Annotated in this window: 16 protein-coding genes and 1 riboswitch; of the genes, 11 read left to right on the forward strand and 5 right to left on the reverse strand. The window is 37.7% G+C overall.

Annotated features, from left to right (window positions below):
* Positions 1-397: 397 nt before the first annotated feature.
* From AXA65_RS07210 to AXA65_RS07235, 6 genes are all read left to right on the forward strand, one after another.
* The gene (locus AXA65_RS07210) at positions 398-2,392 is read left to right on the forward strand and encodes an ATP-binding protein (protein ID WP_086048107.1); all 1,995 of its coding nucleotides are present in this window, start codon (positions 398-400) and stop codon (positions 2,390-2,392) included.
* A gap of 393 nt (positions 2,393-2,785) precedes the next feature.
* A riboswitch (TPP riboswitch) is annotated at positions 2,786-2,878 on the forward strand.
* 63 nt (positions 2,879-2,941) lie between these two features.
* On the forward strand, positions 2,942-3,736 hold the full coding sequence (thiM, locus tag AXA65_RS07215) for a hydroxyethylthiazole kinase (RefSeq protein WP_063969452.1): 795 nt from the start codon (positions 2,942-2,944) through the stop codon (positions 3,734-3,736).
* The gene (gene thiE, locus AXA65_RS07220; protein ID WP_063969453.1) at positions 3,736-4,374 is read left to right on the forward strand and encodes a thiamine phosphate synthase; all 639 of its coding nucleotides are present in this window, start codon (positions 3,736-3,738) and stop codon (positions 4,372-4,374) included. Before thiM ends, thiE begins: the two co-directional genes overlap by 1 nt.
* Complete coding sequence (gene thiD, locus AXA65_RS07225) at positions 4,371-5,204, forward strand: bifunctional hydroxymethylpyrimidine kinase/phosphomethylpyrimidine kinase (RefSeq protein WP_063969454.1); 834 nt, start codon at positions 4,371-4,373, stop codon at positions 5,202-5,204. The genes thiE and thiD overlap by 4 nt, the downstream gene beginning before the upstream one ends.
* Positions 5,191-5,841, forward strand: a complete 651-nt coding sequence (gene tenA, locus AXA65_RS07230) for a thiaminase II (RefSeq protein WP_063969455.1) — start codon at positions 5,191-5,193, stop codon at positions 5,839-5,841. Before thiD ends, tenA begins: the two co-directional genes overlap by 14 nt.
* 300 nt (positions 5,842-6,141) lie before the next feature.
* Entirely contained in the window at positions 6,142-6,933 is a 792-nt protein-coding gene (locus tag AXA65_RS07235) for a cation diffusion facilitator family transporter (protein WP_218281640.1), read from the forward strand.
* 245 nt (positions 6,934-7,178) lie between these two features.
* On the opposite strand, the gene AXA65_RS20540 is transcribed toward AXA65_RS07235, so the two are convergent.
* Entirely contained in the window at positions 7,179-7,253 is a 75-nt protein-coding gene (locus AXA65_RS20540) for a T9SS type A sorting domain-containing protein (protein ID WP_371131542.1), read from the reverse strand.
* A gap of 1 nt (position 7,254) precedes the next feature.
* Here AXA65_RS20540 and AXA65_RS20120 point away from each other — a divergent pair, with 1 nt between their 5' ends.
* The 5 genes from AXA65_RS20120 (at position 7,255) to AXA65_RS07260 (ending at position 14,498) form a co-directional block, all read left to right on the forward strand.
* Positions 7,255-7,656 carry a hypothetical protein gene (locus AXA65_RS20120; protein ID WP_063969456.1) on the forward strand — a complete coding sequence of 134 codons (402 nt, stop codon included), beginning with the start codon at positions 7,255-7,257 and terminating at the stop codon, positions 7,654-7,656.
* 150 nt (positions 7,657-7,806) lie between these two features.
* The gene (locus tag AXA65_RS07245; RefSeq protein ID WP_131797787.1) at positions 7,807-8,616 is read left to right on the forward strand and encodes a helix-turn-helix domain-containing protein; all 810 of its coding nucleotides are present in this window, start codon (positions 7,807-7,809) and stop codon (positions 8,614-8,616) included.
* Positions 8,617-8,877: 261 nt separating this feature from the next.
* Positions 8,878-9,333, forward strand: coding sequence for a hypothetical protein (locus AXA65_RS07250; RefSeq protein ID WP_063969458.1), 456 nt, complete (start codon positions 8,878-8,880; stop codon positions 9,331-9,333).
* A gap of 93 nt (positions 9,334-9,426) precedes the next feature.
* The gene (locus AXA65_RS07255; protein ID WP_063969459.1) at positions 9,427-12,234 is read left to right on the forward strand and encodes a WD40/YVTN/BNR-like repeat-containing protein; all 2,808 of its coding nucleotides are present in this window, start codon (positions 9,427-9,429) and stop codon (positions 12,232-12,234) included.
* Between the two features lie 122 nt (positions 12,235-12,356).
* Positions 12,357-14,498, forward strand: coding sequence for a TonB-dependent receptor (locus AXA65_RS07260; protein ID WP_228391636.1), 2,142 nt, complete (start codon positions 12,357-12,359; stop codon positions 14,496-14,498).
* Between the two features lie 536 nt (positions 14,499-15,034).
* Here AXA65_RS07260 and AXA65_RS07270 read toward each other — a convergent pair.
* The 4 genes from AXA65_RS07270 to AXA65_RS07285 all read right to left on the reverse strand — a co-directional run bounded on the left by AXA65_RS07270 (position 15,035) and on the right by AXA65_RS07285 (position 17,994).
* Entirely contained in the window at positions 15,035-15,859 is an 825-nt protein-coding gene (locus AXA65_RS07270) for an HAD-IC family P-type ATPase (RefSeq protein ID WP_063969462.1), read from the reverse strand.
* A gap of 5 nt (positions 15,860-15,864) precedes the next feature.
* Positions 15,865-16,251 (reverse strand): SDR family NAD(P)-dependent oxidoreductase, encoded by a 387-nt coding sequence (locus AXA65_RS07275; RefSeq protein ID WP_063969463.1) that lies wholly within the window; start codon positions 16,249-16,251, stop codon positions 15,865-15,867.
* Between the two features lie 3 nt (positions 16,252-16,254).
* Positions 16,255-17,079 carry an amidohydrolase family protein gene (locus tag AXA65_RS07280; protein WP_063969464.1) on the reverse strand — a complete coding sequence of 275 codons (825 nt, stop codon included), beginning with the start codon at positions 17,077-17,079 and terminating at the stop codon, positions 16,255-16,257.
* Between the two features lie 63 nt (positions 17,080-17,142).
* A complete protein-coding gene (locus AXA65_RS07285) occupies positions 17,143-17,994 on the reverse strand; it encodes a fumarylacetoacetate hydrolase family protein (RefSeq protein WP_063969465.1) in 852 nt (283 codons plus the stop codon).
* Positions 17,995-18,002 lie beyond the last annotated feature (8 nt).

Below are 18,002 nucleotides of genomic sequence, written 5' to 3' on the forward strand. Positions count from 1 at the left end.
TTAATAATCATATTACAATTAATATGCTAATATATCAACTATTAATCATTATGAATAGGAATATTAGAAAAATAATTAATATTCTAAAATAAATCATGAAACGTCCTTTTGTCTGCGAATCAAAAAAATCAAAACAGTAAAAATTAAATTTGCTCCAAAATCAATCAAAAATCACTTTCCTAAATCCTGATCCGATTCATTTACATCCAAAAACCGTTGGCATATCAGATATTCGAGGTAGAACCAAGATTAAAAATGTAAGTAGTGGACAATAGAAAAATTTGCTATTCATCTTCAGCACCATATTTAATGATATTTCTTTTTTAATTTTTATAGTAATTTCATCTAAGCTATTTTGAGGACAATAAATAGACTTTTATCTATCTTTGTCAGACCTATGAGTACCCAAGAGAATTTGTCCGATAAAAATTTCAGCCAGGACCTGATCATCCAGGCATTAGTTTCATCTCCCGCACCCACATCCATATATTCGGGAGAGGATATGGTCATACACTTCGCCAATGAAGGCATGTTGTCTTTGTGGGGCAAAGACTCATCTGTCATCGGAAAACCATTGATGGAAGCAATTCCAGAACTTGAAGGACAACCCTTTTTAGAGTTGTTGCGAGAGGTTTGGCGTTCCGGTAAAACCTATTCTGTGTATGAGGCTCCTGCAAAATTGATAAAAAATGGCGTTGAAACACTTGATTATTTTGATTACGAATATAAAGCGCTGACCGATCATCAAAATAAAACATGGTGCATCCTCAATACAGCGCTTGAGGTAACGTCCCGCAGGGAATTTTTACAACAGATCAAGCAGAAAGAAGAAAGGAAACATGCGCTCAATGAAGAAATGGCCGCAACACTTGAAGAGCTGACATCTACCAACGAAGAGCTCAACAAATCTATGAAGCAACTTGCACAAAGCAGGGAATATATCCGGACCATCATAGAACAGGCTCCGGTTGGGATTGCCATGTTAAAAGGTCCGGAACACCTTATTGAGATCGCCAATCCGGCTATTCTTGCAATATGGGGGCGTACAGAATTTGAAGTGATAGGCTATCCACACGAGAGCGCAAGGCCAGAACTACGAGGCCAGCCTGTCAATAATTGGCTTAAAGAAGTCTACCACAGCGGAAAACCTAAGATCAATAGCGAATTTGCGGTCAAACTACGCCATAACGATGGATTGAGGGAAGCCATAGTCAATTCCATATATCAACCGATCTTTACTGATAGTGGCGATATTTCAGGTGTCCTTGTCATTATTGAAGAGATCACCGAGCAGGTCCTTGCACGTCGCAAGAATGAAAATGACCAGCAAATGTTGGCGCTAGCCATCGATGCTGGAGAACTTGCTACCTTCTATTATCAGCCTGCAACAAATCTCTTTTCCGGAAATAATCTCCTTAGAACATGGTTCGGCCTGTCTTCTGATGAAAATCTAGACCTTTCCGTTGCATTGGCGACAATCTTGCCGGAGGAAAGAGATCGAGTGGCAACAGCTATCACGAATGCGCTCAGTAAAGATTCTGACGGTCATTATTCTATAGAATATCGTATCCAAAATAAAATAGATAGAAAGATCAGGCTGCTACAGGCCAATGGCAGAGTTTTCTATGACCAAGAGGGTCAGCCGCTCAGTCTGAACGGGACGCTTAGGGATATTACCAGACAAAAAAAGGAAGAAGAGCGCAAGGATGATTTTATGGGTATGGTCAGCCATGAGCTTAAGACACCGCTGACGTCACTCAAGGCCTATATTCAGATCTTGCAACGAATTGCATCAAAAGAAAATGACAACAAGCAGCAAAATATATTGGAAAAATGTTTGAAGCAGGCGGATTATATGAACGGTATGATCAATGGCTTCCTCAATGTTTCGAGACTTGATTCTGGACAATTGCACATTGAAAAAACCACTTTTGACTTCCAAGTCCTATTCTCAGAGATCGAGGACGAGGTCCTTTCAACAAACGATACCCGTACTTTTGTCTTTAGACCAGTTGGTAAAACTATGATACATGCAGATCGTGAAAAGATATCGCAGGTACTCCACAACCTTATTGGAAATGCCATCAAGTATTCCCCACCTGGTAAGATCATCACCGTGGAATATCTAACGGTAGGTGAAAATAGTTTAAAGATCAATGTTAAAGACCAGGGAATCGGAATATCCTTAGATGACCAACAGCGCATATTTGATCGCTATTATCGTGTAAAAGATATGAACAGTAGATCCATAGCAGGATTTGGGATTGGACTTTACCTATGTAAAGAAATCATTGAACTTCATAACGGTACTATCCAAGTAAAAAGTTCCAAAGACGAAGGCACCATATTTTCCGTTGTCATACCTACTGACGAGTTGAAGGTTATCCATTGACATTATGATCAAATAAGATTTTTTCAGCTTATAAGCTCGCCAAAGCAAAGTAAATGATAGGCTTGCCAATTCAAAGAACTCAAAATTAGTTTTGCCTGATTAAAATTGATTCCCAACCAAGTTGCGAATTTTTGTTGTTGGGAATTCATTGATCAAAAATCCCAATTAATACAAGCGTCTAACTTCTCATTTTATCGATGTTAAACGAAAATCTAACCAGAGGAATCAAATCCCACAAATATCTGCCATCAACCTTTTTCAAAATCATTATTTAAGGTCAGTAATGTATTCTTACAACTTATTTTGCTGTAAATATTTAATATCTTCTTGTAAAGTTCAAAACAAAAAAACATATAACAAATTAGATCAGATCATTAATTTTTCCATAGATTTGTAATGCTTTAGGGGTATTCTGAAAAGAATTGAGAGAGTCCCTTTGAACCTGATACGGCTAACACCGACGTAGGGAAAAGCAATAGGTCACTATTCTATTAATGACTGTTGTTTCTTTTCTATTTTCCTAAAGCCTTTATTTTAAATAATTTAAAAATGGAAAATAATCTTTGGAAACACATCGTGACCGTAAGACAGGAATCGCCACTCGTACACAACATCACCAATTATGTCGTCATGAACAATACTGCCAATGCACTTCTTGCTGCTGGCGCTTCTCCTATCATGGCGCACGCCAAGTCAGAAGTCGAAGAAATGGTTGCCATCTCTCTTGCTTTGGTTGTGAATATTGGTACGTTGGATGAATACTGGGTAGAATCTATGATACTTGCTGCTAGGAAAGCAAAATCATTGAAAAAACCTTGGATCTTGGATCCTGTTGGTGCAGGCGCAACTTCCTATCGCGACAACGTTCTAAGTGAATTGTTAATATTAAAACCTACAGTGATCCGTGGAAATGCTTCCGAGATCATTGCCTTATCAAAAGCGAATATCACTGCTACAAAAGGTGTTGACAGCACAGCCAAAAGTGATGAGGCCATCCAAGCAGCGGAAAATCTTGTCAGAAATTATGGTTCCATTGTTTGTATTTCCGGAGAAACGGACATCATCATCAATGGCAATGATAAAATATTTCTAAAAAATGGGCATGAAATGATGACAAAAGTAACAGGTCTAGGCTGCACCGCTTCTGCGTTGATCGGAGCCTTCATTGGCGTTATCGAAAATAAAACGGAAGCAGTAGTTGCAGCGATGAGCTTATTGAGTATTTCAGGTCAATTGGCCGCTAATAAAAGTGCTGGCCCGGGAAGTTTACAACTTCATATTATTGATAAACTTTACAACATTACAGAAGAGGAATTTTCAGCTGATTTAAAATTAGACAGTTAATGAATCTTCATCCAAAATTTCCCTATCAGTTATACTTGGTGATCTCAGAAAAGGATTGTTTAGGAAAGGATTTTCTGAAAGTTGCAGAGGATGCCATTCTCGGCGGAGTTGATATCATCCAATTACGTGAGAAAAATACCGGTACAAAAGAATTTCTCACCAAAGCATTACAGCTGAAAGAAGTTACAGAAAAATACAACATTCCGCTCATCATCAATGACCATCCAGAAGTAACTGAAAAAACAGACGCGTTTGGAATCCACGTTGGAAACAGCGATACACCGCCTATGACTTTGAGAGGCCAATCATTCTTCAAAGAGAAAATGATAGGCTATTCCATCGAGTATCTTGAACAGTTGGAAAACAAGCAGACCTCTATCTCGGATTATCTGGGTGTAAGTCCTATATTCAGTACCAAAACCAAAGAAGATACCGTGACGGAATGGGGACTGGATGGTCTTTCCCTCATCAGAACTTTAACCGACAAACCTCTGATAGCCATTGGAAATATTAATCTAAATAATGCACAAATGATAATAAAAGCAGGCGCAAATTCTTTAGCTGTAGTTTCAGCCATATGTGCTGCAGAACATCCGGAACAAGCAGCTTATGAACTTAAAAATGAAATACTGAAATGAAAAAATATACTTATCCGTCGGTACTTACCATAGCAGGTTTCGATGGAAGCGGTGGCGCAGGAATACAAGCCGATATCAAGACATTTTCTGCTTTGGGATGTTATGCAACATCAGTTCTGACCGCATTGCCAGTACAAAATACCCAAGGCGTAAGGAAGATATATCCCATTCCAATGGGAGCCGTTGCTGATCAGATAGAAACTGTCCTAGATGATATCGTTCCGATGGCCATAAAGATCGGAATGGTGCATACGCCGGAATTGGTGGAAGTGATTGTAAATACTTTAAATAGATACCCAAAGATTCCAGTCGTCTTCGATCCTGTGATGGTTGCTACAAGCGGACATCGACTTATCGAAGAAGAAACCATCACAACCATCGTAGAAAAGCTTTTCCCAATAGCTGAGATCATTACTCCGAATATGGACGAAGCGGCAATACTTGCCAATATGGAAGTCAAAACTCTAGAAGATATGAAGACAGCAGGAAGAATCATTTTAAAATCCGGATGCAAAAACATCCTGCTCAAAGGTGGACATCAGGAAACATCTAGGATAACATCTTTGTTATTAAGCGAAAATGGAGAAGTTACTTTGTTCGAAACTGAGAAATTCATTACCAACAACACGCACGGATCAGGTTGTACACTTTCCTCTGCGATAGCCGCTTTTTTGGCTCGTGGGGAAGATCTCGAAAATGCAGTAACCCGAGCTCAGGAATATGTCTTCGAAGCTATAAAAAGTGGTAAAGATGTAGTCACCGGAAAAGGAAATGGCCCACTTGATCACTTTTTTAACCCCAATAAATCAATTAAATATGAAATGGTCTGAATCTACCTGGCAACAAATTGAAGAACGCTACGAATCAATACTGACAATGCCCTTCATCACAGAATTATCCGACGGAAGTTTGCCTAGGGAAAAGTTTCAATTCTATATGGCTCAGGACTCTTTATACCTTGAACATTTTGGAAGAGCTTTGTCTTTGATCGCTGCCAGAGCGCATCAAATCAGAGATACATTAGAATATATGCGATATGCGGAAACGGCGATTGTTGTTGAGAATGCTTTGCACGAATTCTATTTTGATGATTTTGGCTTGACCGAAAGAGGAAAAATGCAACCTGTTTGCCATCATTATGTTCACTTTCTGAAAAGTACGGCAGCTTTGGATCCTGTAGAGGTCGGAATGGCAGCGGTTCTACCCTGCTTTTGGATCTATAAAAAAGTTGGTGATCATATCTATAACAATCTTCAATCTGATAATAATCCTTATCAAAAATGGATCGATACCTACGGCGGAGAAGAATTTGCAGAGGCTGTCCAAAAAGCCATTGACATTTGTGATAACACGGCTGCTGAAACCACACCTGCCATCAGAGAAAAGATGACAGAAGCTTTCATCACCGCATCAATCATGGAGTATCATTTCTGGGAAGCAGCGTACGATCTGAAGATGTGGATCTAAAGAAAGAAAAAAAATTAAAGAAATCAGATAAAGCTAAAGCTCTACATAAACCATGATCAGAACTACGAATGGTGTTCTTGGTGATCAATAACTTTAAAAATAAAAAATACTTGGAAAGCTACTTAAGGTTTAATTTTTGATTAAATTTATAATAGACTTGTATGATAACTTGTAAGAATTGTAGAAATGTATTTGAATGAAAATATGGTAATCAATGTGACCGATCTGCAACAAACAAACATATCGATCATACTCAAGTATTAAAATAATCTTATCAGTTTCATATCTGCTTCGGAATAAATGGCCAACAATCACAAATCAATTTACAGCGCACTTGCTGCCAATCTTCTTATTGCATTAACTAAGTTCATTGCTGGGGCGTACACCAATAGTTCCTCTATGATCTCTGAAGGTATCCACTCCACCGTTGACACGACCAATCAGCTGTTGCTTTTGTATGGAATAAAAAGAAGTAAGAAAGCAGCAGACGAATCCCATCCCTTTGGATACGGCAAGGAACTCTATTTCTGGTCTTTTGTAGTTTCGATTTTAATATTTGGTTTAGGTGGTGCTTTGTCCATTTACCAGGGAATCTCTCACATCCTGGAACCAGAATTGATGAAGGACCCGTTCTGGAACTATATCGTACTGATCCTTTCCCTTATTTTCGAAGGCACTTCCCTTTTTATCGCCGTCAAAGAATTCAATAAAACCCGTAAAGGCATGGGATGGTGGGATACGATCATCAAAAGCAAAGATCCGGCTAGCTTTCTCGTTGTTTTTGAAGACGGAGCTGCAGTCGCCGGCCTGATCATCGTCATGGTATTGATGGGAATCAGCCATTCATTTCAAATTCCGGAACTGGATGGGCTTGCATCTGTTATCGTAGGACTGATACTTGTTTTCGTTTCTTTTATCTTGGCCAGGGAAAGCAGAAGCTTATTGATGGGCGAAGGAATAGCTCCAGAAACAAGAGAGAAAATCGCTAAACTTGCTGAAAAAGATGCTGCCGTGGTAAGAACCAAAAACATATTATCGACCTATCAATCGCCAGAGGAAGTCGTATTGATGTTGGTTGATCATCGATTTTGAAGATCATCTTGATACAGAGGAGATCACAGAGGCTATACACAGAATTCGCGATAATATAAAAAATGAATTCCCATTGGTGCGTTTTGTGGTCATTCAGCCAGAATAAATTGAAAGCTGTGATCCTACTATAACTGATAAATAGAAGAATCTTCCCAAGTCACTAACTGATTCCAAATTGGATCATGTCAAATAATAAAAAATGCCGGAAGTAACTCAGGCAAATATTCATTGATAATATCTTAATTTTAATTTTTGATGAATCTGGAACTCTCGACTCCATTTTTAGTTTTTACCTGAACTACATAAGTTCCTTTCTCCAATTTGGAAACGTTGATACTTGTAGCATTTTCGGAACTGATGGCAGAAAAACCAATGATACCAGCAGGTGACGCAGGAACCAACCTGTTAGGAGAAAAACCACGACATGACCTTTCCAACAAGGGGAAGACCTCTGTACGGGCCATAGTGGATATTGGTATTCTGGACATAGACCCGAAACAGATCGAACCGTTTTCAAAAGGTGTAAAGATCATTGGAGCAAGTTCAGACATGATGATCTTAGACCTCTCGGATAATCCTGATGACCTAAAGGTAGGTGACAATGTAGAGTTCAGGATGAACTATATGGCCGTTTTGCGAGCGATGAACTCCGAGTACGTCGATAAGGTGATAGAACAGTCCATCAATCCCAAAGAACTGAAGATTCTAGAGAATAAGAACTAAGACCTTGAAATGACCCAAATGCTCGATAACGTGACATATACTCTCAATTTATATCCTTATATTTGAGTGTAAAAAAAAGTAGATCTGACCCCCAACATACTTTCTCTGACCTTAAGCAAACTCAATGTTCATTCTTCCACAAGGAATGAATTGTTGATTATACCCTATTCTTCGTTCCGGGATAAATTAAATTCGGATGCGCGCTATAAAAATAAGTTTTATGCCGTTTTGCTTTTCAAAAATGCGACAGGTTCCTTAATTATAGATGATAATGAATATGAATTGAGGCCACAAAGTTTTTTTTTCCTGAACTATGATCAGATCTATTACTTTAAGGACCAGAATCCTATTGAAGGTGAAGTTATCCTATTTACCAAGTCATTTTACAATCATGTGTATACGGGTAATAAAATGATAAAAAGTGATACCGCACTTCATAATGTTGCACCGTTTATATCGTTGAGATCAGAAAATTTGGCAGACCTGAAATGTACTTTCAAGGAACTTTGTAATGAGTATCGATCTCATCAACTGTCAAGAAAGGAGATCCTCTGCCTCCTTCTTAAGGTGTTTATGTTGAAGTATATTAGAAATTCTGCCAAAAAAGACCTCATAGAACGTTCCGTTGACCATAAGAAAAAACTGGTAGAGGATTTCAAAGATTTGGTGGATTTGCATTACAAAGAATTGAAGACCACATCAAAGTATGCCGAAAAATTACATTTGACCCCCAATTACCTTAACACCTTGATAAAGGAGACACTTGATATCACAGCAGGTCAAGTGATCAAAAACCGAATTATTCTGGAAGCCGAAAGATTATTGCTCCATACCACACTCACCATTATCGAGATCTCTTACGAACTAGGATTCAGTGATAATTCCCATTTTGGAAAGTATTTCAGATCGGCCAAGGGCGTATCTCCGAATCATTTTCGGATAGCGCAGCTTCAAGGTTAGTGTTTACCGGAAAGCTTTCTCAAGTTATTAAAAACGGAGTGGACCTATGGCAACAAACTGATCTCCAAAGAAAAAATGAAATTGTAGATCTTTGAATAGATTGAGATCAGGTACAAAAAATGACTTTACAGTACTCTAAATTACAGAACAATAGATCATTAAGCAATCCAAACAAACTATATCAAACTGTAGCTTAACTTAAACTTTAAATGTATTTGCATGTCCAGTAATTACATTATCTTTATTTTACAATATAAGGTTATGAATCACATTATAAAAATACTAATCACAGGACTTTTTTTTATCAGTTGTTTTTACAAAGGTCAATGCTATAAAGTACTAAAGGCAGAAAGCGAGGTGTCTTTTGGTGGTAGAGAAGAATCTAGAAGACAGATATTCCACCTGTCACTAAAGAACAACCCAAAGTTAGAAGCGAAATATTTATTGGTAGGTTCGGAAAAGCTTGAAATTGCAAAAACTATTTCAAATAATACCATTGATATCAAAGCAGAGTATTATCCTTTGAAAGAGAATTCTTTGCAAATTGACCCAAAGACAAGTAATACTGTCAAAAAAAACAACAATTATAATCCCGAAATTTTTTTTTTAGTTTCAGAAAATGTTAAAAACAAAAAGATCGTAAAACAAAAAATCAAAGTCACAAATTCACATAAAGCCAGTGACAATCAACTCCCATTGGAAAGTCCTTTTCAATAATCAAAGATATTCTGCTATTTTTATTAGAAGTATTAGTATTTTTATCATAATAATAGTTAAAAAAATGTATTTTTAATAACTAAAAAATAGAATATGAATTATAAAATTATTTTGGGAGCGGGATTCACAATAGCATCGCTATATCTTACTGCGCAGGATCAAAAGAAAGTTACTTTTTCGGTTAGTAAAAACTACCTGAAAAATATTGAACAAGTGATGAGATCTTACAAAAAAGATCTAGCTTATTCTAAAGAACATAATCAAAAACCACCAAATGAATATAACGTAGCAGAATATCTTGCTACAATGGATCCTGAAAAAGGAGTTCTTCACAACCAAAACTACGTAGAATTGGAAAGCCAGATCAAAGCTGGAAAATTCAAAAGTGATAAGAATCTGAAATTTTTTGGACAAACGCTGGGAAAAGACGGTAAACAAATCCCCAACGAATGGAAAGAAAGAGGACCTTATAGCGTAGGAGGAAGAGTGAGAGGAATTATGTTTGACCCAAATGATGCTACAGGAAAAAAAGTATGGGCTGCTGGTGTTTCAGGTGGATTATGGTACAATAATGACATTACAAGCGAAACTTCAGAATGGACTTTGGTGGATGGTTTTTGGGCGAATACTTCTGTCTCGTGTATTGTCCCAGACCCCAATAATTCGCAGATATTTTATGTAGGAACTGGAGAAGTAGAAACAGGCGACATCACTGGATTAGGCATTTGGAAGACCACTGATGGTGGAACTACATGGATACAGATCTTTGCAACAGAAGGCACGCAATCTGGAAATGTAAAAAATGGAAATTATAATATTCCCACAATAAAAGTGGTGAACAACAATGGCATTTCAGAAGTATACGCTGGGGTTGCAGGCAACTATAATTCTGATAGTTTGACTTTTATGGGGCTAAACCAATCTGGATTATACAAGTCTACAAATGGTGGCACAAGTTTTACAAAATTGACCAACCTAGAATGGACTTCTGGTATTGGATACGACATCCAGGATATAGAGATTGGCGTGGATAATTCTATTTGGGTTTCTACAAGAGGCAGTAGATTTAGTGGTTCAACTTCTGGAGGCAGGATTTTCAAATCTAGTAATTACGGCGCAACTTTTACAGAAGTTTATAATGTAGGATCCAATGGGTCTCGTGTAATGGTAGAAGTTTCTGAAACCGATCCACTGAAAGCTTATGCTCTGATGCAAGGTGCAACGTCTTCGGAACCGCTTAGAATCATAAAAACCGTGGATGGCGGAAGTACTTGGATCTCTACCAATGTAAGTGGCTCTGGTATTACTCTGCCAACACCTATTGATACAGGACAGCCAGCCAATGACTTTACCAGAGGTCAGGCTTTTTACGATTTGATGATCGAGACTGACCCACAGAACGATGACAATCTCTATGTTGGTGGTATAGATTCTTACAAATCGATCAATGGAGGCGCTACTTGGACACAATACTCCAAATGGTCCAATAATAATGCATTGGGATCCTCAAACATTCCAATAGTACATGCTGATCAACATGCCTTGGTTTTCAATCCTAAAAACCCAACTCAATTTTTACTTGGTAATGATGGTGGTATTTTCTTTACACCAGACAAAAATACCTTAACTGGTTCCAATGCAGTTCAGATGAGGAATAATAGATTTAATATCACTCAATTTTATCACGGTACTCTGAATCCGACTGCTAATTATGCTAATGAAGAGATGATTCTTGGAGCGCAGGACAATGGAACCCAACGACTTTCCGGAGCTGTTCTGCCTAATGGCTTTTATGATGATTCTGAAGTTTATGGAGGTGATGGTGCATATACTGCTTTTGATGATGATGATAAGTACCTCATTGCATCATACGTTTATAATCAGCACATATTATTTACGCCACAAGGCGGATATTATCTCATACAGAACGCAGGATATAGATCTGCTGGACAGTTTATCAATCCGCTAGCAATCGACAGAAATCTAGATATTGCATATACCAATGCAAACAGCAATGGAACATCTACTGTAAAACTAAACCGAGTGACAGGATTAGCATCTAATCCATTATCCATTCCTGTAACTCAATTGACGATTGCCAATGTTACGTCTGGTGAAAACATTTCCAGAATATATGTTTCGCCATACACGACAACCAGCTCTACTCTATTGATTGGTCTTAGCACAGGAAAACTATATAAAGTTACGAATGCTGACACCACACCGGTCACCACTTTGATCAATTTTAATTTCGTCGGAAATATCTCTGATATCAAATTAGGTGCTTCGGAAAGCGAAATTATGGTTACAGTTTCCAACTTTAATGTGACAAGTGTCTATTACACTACCAACGGTGGAACTAGCTGGATTTCTAAAGAAGGAAATCTTCCCAACATTCCTGTGAAGGCTATACTTATGAATCCTGGGGATAATAATGAAGTGATATTGGGAACAAATTTTGGGGTGTGGGGAACATCTAATTTTCAATCTACATCACCTACTTGGTCATTATATTCTAATGGTCTAGGAAAGTACAAAGTGACTCATTTTGATCATAGGCCTTCGGATCAAACCATCCTAGCAGTGACATATGGCAGAGGAGCTTTTACGACCAGAATAGATGATAGTGCTTTGGCGAATAATGAGGTGGATCATAAAATTTTCAAAAACAGAGTCTATCCTAATCCAACAAGAGGACCTATCCGGGTAAAGTTTGATACGAAAGTATCCAACATTGCAAATGTTGAGGTATTTGATGTTTCCGGAAAATTGGTATTCACAAAGAATGCCGTTAAATCTGAAGAAGAATTTAATATTGGTGATCTTGTGAAAGGCTACTACATTTTGAAGGTCGTTCAAAACGGTAATATTATCTATTCCTACGCTATCATCAGAAAATAAAAATCATTTACTAAACAAATAAAAAAGTAGAGTGTCTTTTCGCACTCTACCTTTTTTTGTTTTATACCTAGAAATACATGAGAAAAAACTATCTTATCATTCTATCTTTATTTGTCGTCATAATGGCTAAAGCGCAAGAAAACGAAGGTGACATTGAAGAAGTAAAAATACATGCCCGTGCCAAAGTCAACAAGGAACGTGAAGAATTCAAAAGACACGCACAATCCACAGAAACACTTTCGGAATATGAACTAAACAGAAACAATCCCAACCTGATCGAGCAAAGTCTGAGTAGCATAGCCGGAGTCCAAGTTGAGAAGAGAACTATTTTTGGTGGTCAAAGGATTGTTGTCCGAGGTTACGGTAATGACCAGAAGTTTAATAACTGGGGAATTAAAATGTATTGGAATAATATTCCTTTGACCAATGCAGATGGCATCACAATCTTGGATGATGTCAATTTTGGATTCATTAATAATATAGAAGTTATCAAAGGACCAGCGGCCACATTGTATGGCGGTGGTTCTGGTGGTGCCGTAAGATTGTACAGCAGACCTTCTACCAAGAAAGGTACTTCTATCTCGGAAGAATTCATGACGGGTTCTTTCGGATTATTCCAGACCTCGACGTCCATTACAGATGTGGGCGACGGTCATTCTATCACCGCGAATTACGGCCACATTGGAACGGATGGATACAGACCACACGGGAAGAGCATCAAGAATTTTTTAAATATCAACGGCGAGGTAAAGCTTAATCAAAAACAAAAATTGACTTTGCTGGCATCACACGGCAACTCACTGGAACAAGTCTCTGGACAGATTTCTTTTGAAGATTATTACAATGGTATCGACAATGGCAATCAAGCCTACATCAGGAGAGGAGCAAAAACCAAATTCGTCACAACACGCGTAGGACTAGGCCACATTTGGGACATTAATAAAAACCTCAGCAATAGCACCACTGTTTTCTACACAGGAACCACGAGTGACAGAATTGCAGCAGGTGCTTATGAAACCTACTCTGCACCCAATTACGGGCTGAGGTCCGTTTTCAATTACTCTAAAGACTGGGGTAACTTTAAGAGTCAAACAGAATTTGGGATCGAGCTTCAACAGTCCAGATCTTTGATCACCAATTACCGTTTCAAAAGTGTAAGTATCGATGAAGAACCTATACTAAGACCTTTGTACGATGGTTCTTATTTCAAAAATTTGAATAATCAAAGTAATTATTTTGCAGTAGAAAAACTGACATACAAACCATGGGAATTGATGTTTTTAGCAGGGCTTAGCATCAATGAAATTAGTTACACAAGAAATGACATGTTAGCCCTACCAGGACTTTTCATTATTGGAGGCGTAGACCGTTACAATAAAAATTTGTCATTTGATAAAAAGTTTAAAGCGGTAGCAACACCGCATTTTGCCCTTCAAAAAACATGGCAAAACCAGATTTTCAATCTCAGTTATAGCGCAGGTTATAATGCGCCGACATCGGCAACGTCATTTATCACTGGTCTAAACCAGACCAATAATGATCTAATTCCAGAAAAAGCAAAGATGTGGGATCTGAGTGTCCAAGGTCTTTTAGCGAATACCGCAATAGATTATCAGTTTTCATTATTTAGCATCAATGTGAAAGACAAACTGACACAACTGAGAGGCGTGATCCCCAATGCAGAACTTACGCCCTACAGTTACTGGGCAAATACCGGAGATCAGGAAAATAAAGGTTTAGAAATGAGTGCCGGCTACGTTTATACACCAAAAAGTTCGTTTCTAAGTAAGATTCGGCCTTTTGTAAGCTACACGTATAATGATTTCAAATACTCAAATTTTAAGACCTATTTGGCATCTGCACCCACTGCGGACTATTCCGGCAACAATGTAGTTGGCCTTCCGAAGACCAAGATTTCATTAGGACTAGATTTTGATACTAGGATTGGTTTGTACTGGCAAAATACTTACAGTTATATGGGAAGTGTCTATTCTGATTTTGCTAATGGAACCAGAGTTAACAGTTTTGGATTATTAAACTCCAAAATTGGATATAGGTATAGCTTTTATAAATTTGATATGGACCTATTTGTAATGGGCAACAATTTGACGAGCCAGATCAACTATACATTTTTGTTCTACGGGAACAGCATCAATGATTCAGACAATGACAATCAATACAACGGCAACACATTTACGGATGTCAATCCTGGACCCAACAAAGCCTATTTCTTCACCGGTTTTCATGTTAAATATAATTTCTAAATTTTAGAAGTTAAATTTTTGCTCATTGCGTGGTAGCTTCAAATGTTTACTGATTTTAATTTTTGATAATACATTCTGATTTCAAATCTGAAAAAGGGAGAATTATTACAGATAAGATCAAATCATTAATAGACAATATCCTTACAGAGAAAAAGCAATCTTGTGTTGGATCTTTTTATGTACCATGTTGACATTGAAGAAAATCAGATCGAATTGCAAAAATCATTTTCATCCATAAAAAATTTCATAAAAAAGAATATCTGCTACGAGAAGGCGATATTTTTCAAAAAACTGACTTTCATAGGCAAAGGCACTTTTAAATCTTATTATGGACGAAAAAGGAAATCAGAGAATCAACTTTTTGATTTCGTAGTTCGATAGTTTCCTTACTTAAGAAAAAGCTTTCCTTCATATTGATGCGATCGAAGATTCTAAATTGTTATAGATCAGCCATGAGAATTATGAACAATTGACTTTACAATATCCCATTATGGCTAGCTCTTTTGGGATTCTATACCTACTTTCAGTTATTTTTTTCATCTGTTTTGTTTGTTTTCTTTTCTTCTCCTGAAAGCTTTCTCGATCTCCACAACAAAGAATACGAGAACGGATAAGACCGCAACTACTATAAATTCGTTAACTGTTAAGGCTTCAGTATGAAAAATTTGCTGTAAAAAAGGAACATAGGTGATAACGATCTGGAGGATCAAAACGAGAAATACCGCAGCAATCAGCGGTTTGTTTGAAAACATACCAACTCCGATAAAAAAATTATTTTCAGTCCTTATAGCCAACAAATGTCCCATCTGACTTAGACATAAAACGTTCAGAACTATGGTTTGCCAATGTAAATCATACCTAATAGCCCAGAACTGTGCTGCCAGTGCAATAGTTGCCATAACTATTCCTACCCAGACCATATGCCAGCCTCTTCCATTAGCAAAGACATTTTGTTGTGGAGGGCGGGGCGGCCGTTTCATTATGTTCTTTTCTGCCTTCTCGTATGATAATGAAATAGCAGGCAGGCCATCAGAGATAAGGTTTATCCATAATATATGGATAGGTAATAATGCGATGGGCAGCCCCAGTAGTGGTCCCAGAAGCAAAACCAGTAATTCGCTGGAGTTGGTGGTCATAAGATACTTGATGAATTTGAGAATATTATCGTATACTTTCCTGGCCTCTCTTATGGCCTTAACAATGGTTAAAAAATTATCATCCAATAAAATCATGTGTGCAGCTTCTTTGGAGACATCCGTACCTGTCATTCCCATGGCTATACCTATATTAGCTCTTCTTAACGAAGGAGCATCATTTACACCATCACCGGTCATGGCCACGTACTGCCCTTTTTGTTGCAACGCTTTTAAGGCAGTGCATGATGTACCAAAAGATAGTAATGTACCACATTCTTATGATACGATTCTATGAAACCTTCATAAGAACCTTTTTCCAGACCTACCCCATCATTTACTCCAGCGTTATTGACTATCCCATCAATTTTTCCATATTTTTTCACGACTTCTTCGATCGCTTTTTTGCATTCGTCGGGCTGGGACAGTTCGGCAGTTACATAGTCGGCCTTTCCTCCATTTTCAATAATTTCCTGAATGGCATTTTTGTTATCAATTTCATTTCTGCCAATGATCACCGGCAGTGCTTTTTCTTCAGCCAAGATCTTCGCAATTGCATTTCCGATGCCTTTTGTACCGCCACTTACAATGATTATTTTATTGTCGAGATTTAAATTCATAATTTATAAATTGTAAAATTCTACTGCATTTCCGCAGAAGAAAAGTTGCTGTTCACTTTTTGTAAATTGGCGAAGATATTTTGAAATCAATTCAATCCAGGTAATATAATTTCCGCCTAATAACATTACAGGCCAATCACTTCCAAATACGACACGTCTTATTCCAAATTGTGAAAATATAAGATCCAGAACTTCAAAAATTGATTTTTCATTAATAATATTCCAATTCCCTTGAGTTAAAAGTCCCGAAACTTTGCAATAAACATTGGGGTTTTGAGCCAATTCTGTAATGTTAAATCTCCAGTCTTTTAACTCATTAGTATTAAGGTCAGGTTTTCCGCAATGATCTAAAATAAAAGGTTGATCTGGTAGTTTTACCGAAAGTTTGACAGCGTCAGAAAGTTGATCCTGTCGCAGCAAAATATCAAACGTATAGTCATATTGACGAAGTGCAGCAATTCCATTGAGTACATTTTTTTGCAACAAAAAACCATTTTTTTCTCCCTCAGCGATATGTCTGAAACCTTTAATGAGTTTTTCAGAATGATAGTTTTGAAGTGACCTTTCAATATTTTTAGAAGTTAGATCGATCCAACCCACTACACCTCTGATAAAAGTGTTTTCTTTAGCAATATTCAATAGAAAAACTGTCTCTTCATCACTCTGGTCAGCCTGAATCGCAATGCAACCATCAATGCTGTTCTCTCCAATGGCCAAGGAATAATCGTTGGGCAAAAAGTCTTTCCGGATGACCATCATATCTTTCGTGATCCAAGCATCGCGGATCGCATCGAATTTCCAAAAGTGGACGTGAGAATCAATTATCATCTTAAGCAGTTTATTTCCGAGACAAAATTAATAGCATCTTTTACTTAACACTCAGAATTTCCTTTATTCTCCGTACGCTTTTACTTTTTGAACACTGCTCCCCAAACCATCAATTCCCAATTCTACCACATCTCCCGGTTTCAGATACCAAGGCTCAGGCTTTTGTCCCAAACCGACACCGGCAGGCGTTCCTGTACTGATCACATCCCCCGGAAGCAAAGTCATAAACTGACTGATATAACTTATCATAAAAGGAACATCAAAAATCAGATTGGAAGTATTTCCGTCCTGAAGCATTTGTCCATTAACTTTCAACCATAAACGTAAATTATGGACATCTTCAATTTCTTCAGGTGTCGCGATGAAAGGACCGATTGGCGCAAAGGTATCGCAGCTTTTTCCTTTTACCCACTGTCCGTTTCTTTCGAGTTGAAAGGCTCTTTCACTATAATCGTTGTGCAAAACGTATCCTACAACGTGTTCAAGCGCATTTTCCTCAGAAACATAGCTTGCTTTCTTTCCGATGACAATTCCCAATTCAACTTCCCAGTCGGTTTTTGTACTTGTTTTTGGAATAATTAAATCATCGTTTGGACCTACGATTGCTGTGGTTGCCTTAAAAAACAGAATAGGTTCTTCAGGAATCGGAGCGTTGGTTTCTGCCGCGTGGTCTTTATAATTCAGTCCGACACAAATGATTTTGGATGGTCTTGCCAAAGGTGCACCCAATCTCTCATCTGGAGAAACTTCGGGTAGATTCTGAATATCTATTTCAGACCTTAAATTTTCTAAAGCTTCACCAGAGAAAAAGTTTTCATCATAATCTTTTACCAAGTGGGAAACATCATATCTTTTTTCGTCAATGATGACGCCTGGTTTTTCCTGTCCCGGTTTTCCGAATTTTATTAATTTCATTGTATATT

The sequence above is a fragment of the Chryseobacterium sp. FP211-J200 genome, from assembly GCF_001643375.1.
In the GTDB taxonomy this organism is placed as follows: domain Bacteria; phylum Bacteroidota; class Bacteroidia; order Flavobacteriales; family Weeksellaceae; genus Epilithonimonas; species Epilithonimonas ginsengisoli.

Excerpts from the sequence above, each read along its gene's own strand:
- AXA65_RS07210 (WP_086048107.1), top strand. The coding sequence starts at position 398 with ATGAGTACCCAAGAGAATTTGTCCGATAAAAATTTCAGCCAGGACCTG.
- thiM (WP_063969452.1), top strand. The coding sequence starts at position 2,942 with ATGGAAAATAATCTTTGGAAACACATCGTGACCGTAAGACAGGAATCG.
- thiE (WP_063969453.1), top strand. The coding sequence starts at position 3,736 with ATGAATCTTCATCCAAAATTTCCCTATCAGTTATACTTGGTGATCTCA.
- thiD (WP_063969454.1), top strand. The coding sequence starts at position 4,371 with ATGAAAAAATATACTTATCCGTCGGTACTTACCATAGCAGGTTTCGAT.
- tenA (WP_063969455.1), top strand. The coding sequence starts at position 5,191 with ATGAAATGGTCTGAATCTACCTGGCAACAAATTGAAGAACGCTACGAA.
- AXA65_RS07235 (WP_218281640.1), top strand. The coding sequence starts at position 6,142 with ATGGCCAACAATCACAAATCAATTTACAGCGCACTTGCTGCCAATCTT.
- AXA65_RS07250 (WP_063969458.1), top strand. The coding sequence starts at position 8,878 with ATGAATCACATTATAAAAATACTAATCACAGGACTTTTTTTTATCAGT.
- AXA65_RS07255 (WP_063969459.1), top strand. The coding sequence starts at position 9,427 with ATGAATTATAAAATTATTTTGGGAGCGGGATTCACAATAGCATCGCTA.
- AXA65_RS07260 (WP_228391636.1), top strand. The coding sequence starts at position 12,357 with ATGGCTAAAGCGCAAGAAAACGAAGGTGACATTGAAGAAGTAAAAATA.
- AXA65_RS07275 (WP_063969463.1), bottom strand. The coding sequence starts at position 16,251 with ATGAATTTAAATCTCGACAATAAAATAATCATTGTAAGTGGCGGTACA.
- AXA65_RS07280 (WP_063969464.1), bottom strand. The coding sequence starts at position 17,079 with ATGATAATTGATTCTCACGTCCACTTTTGGAAATTCGATGCGATCCGC.
- AXA65_RS07285 (WP_063969465.1), bottom strand. The coding sequence starts at position 17,994 with ATGAAATTAATAAAATTCGGAAAACCGGGACAGGAAAAACCAGGCGTC.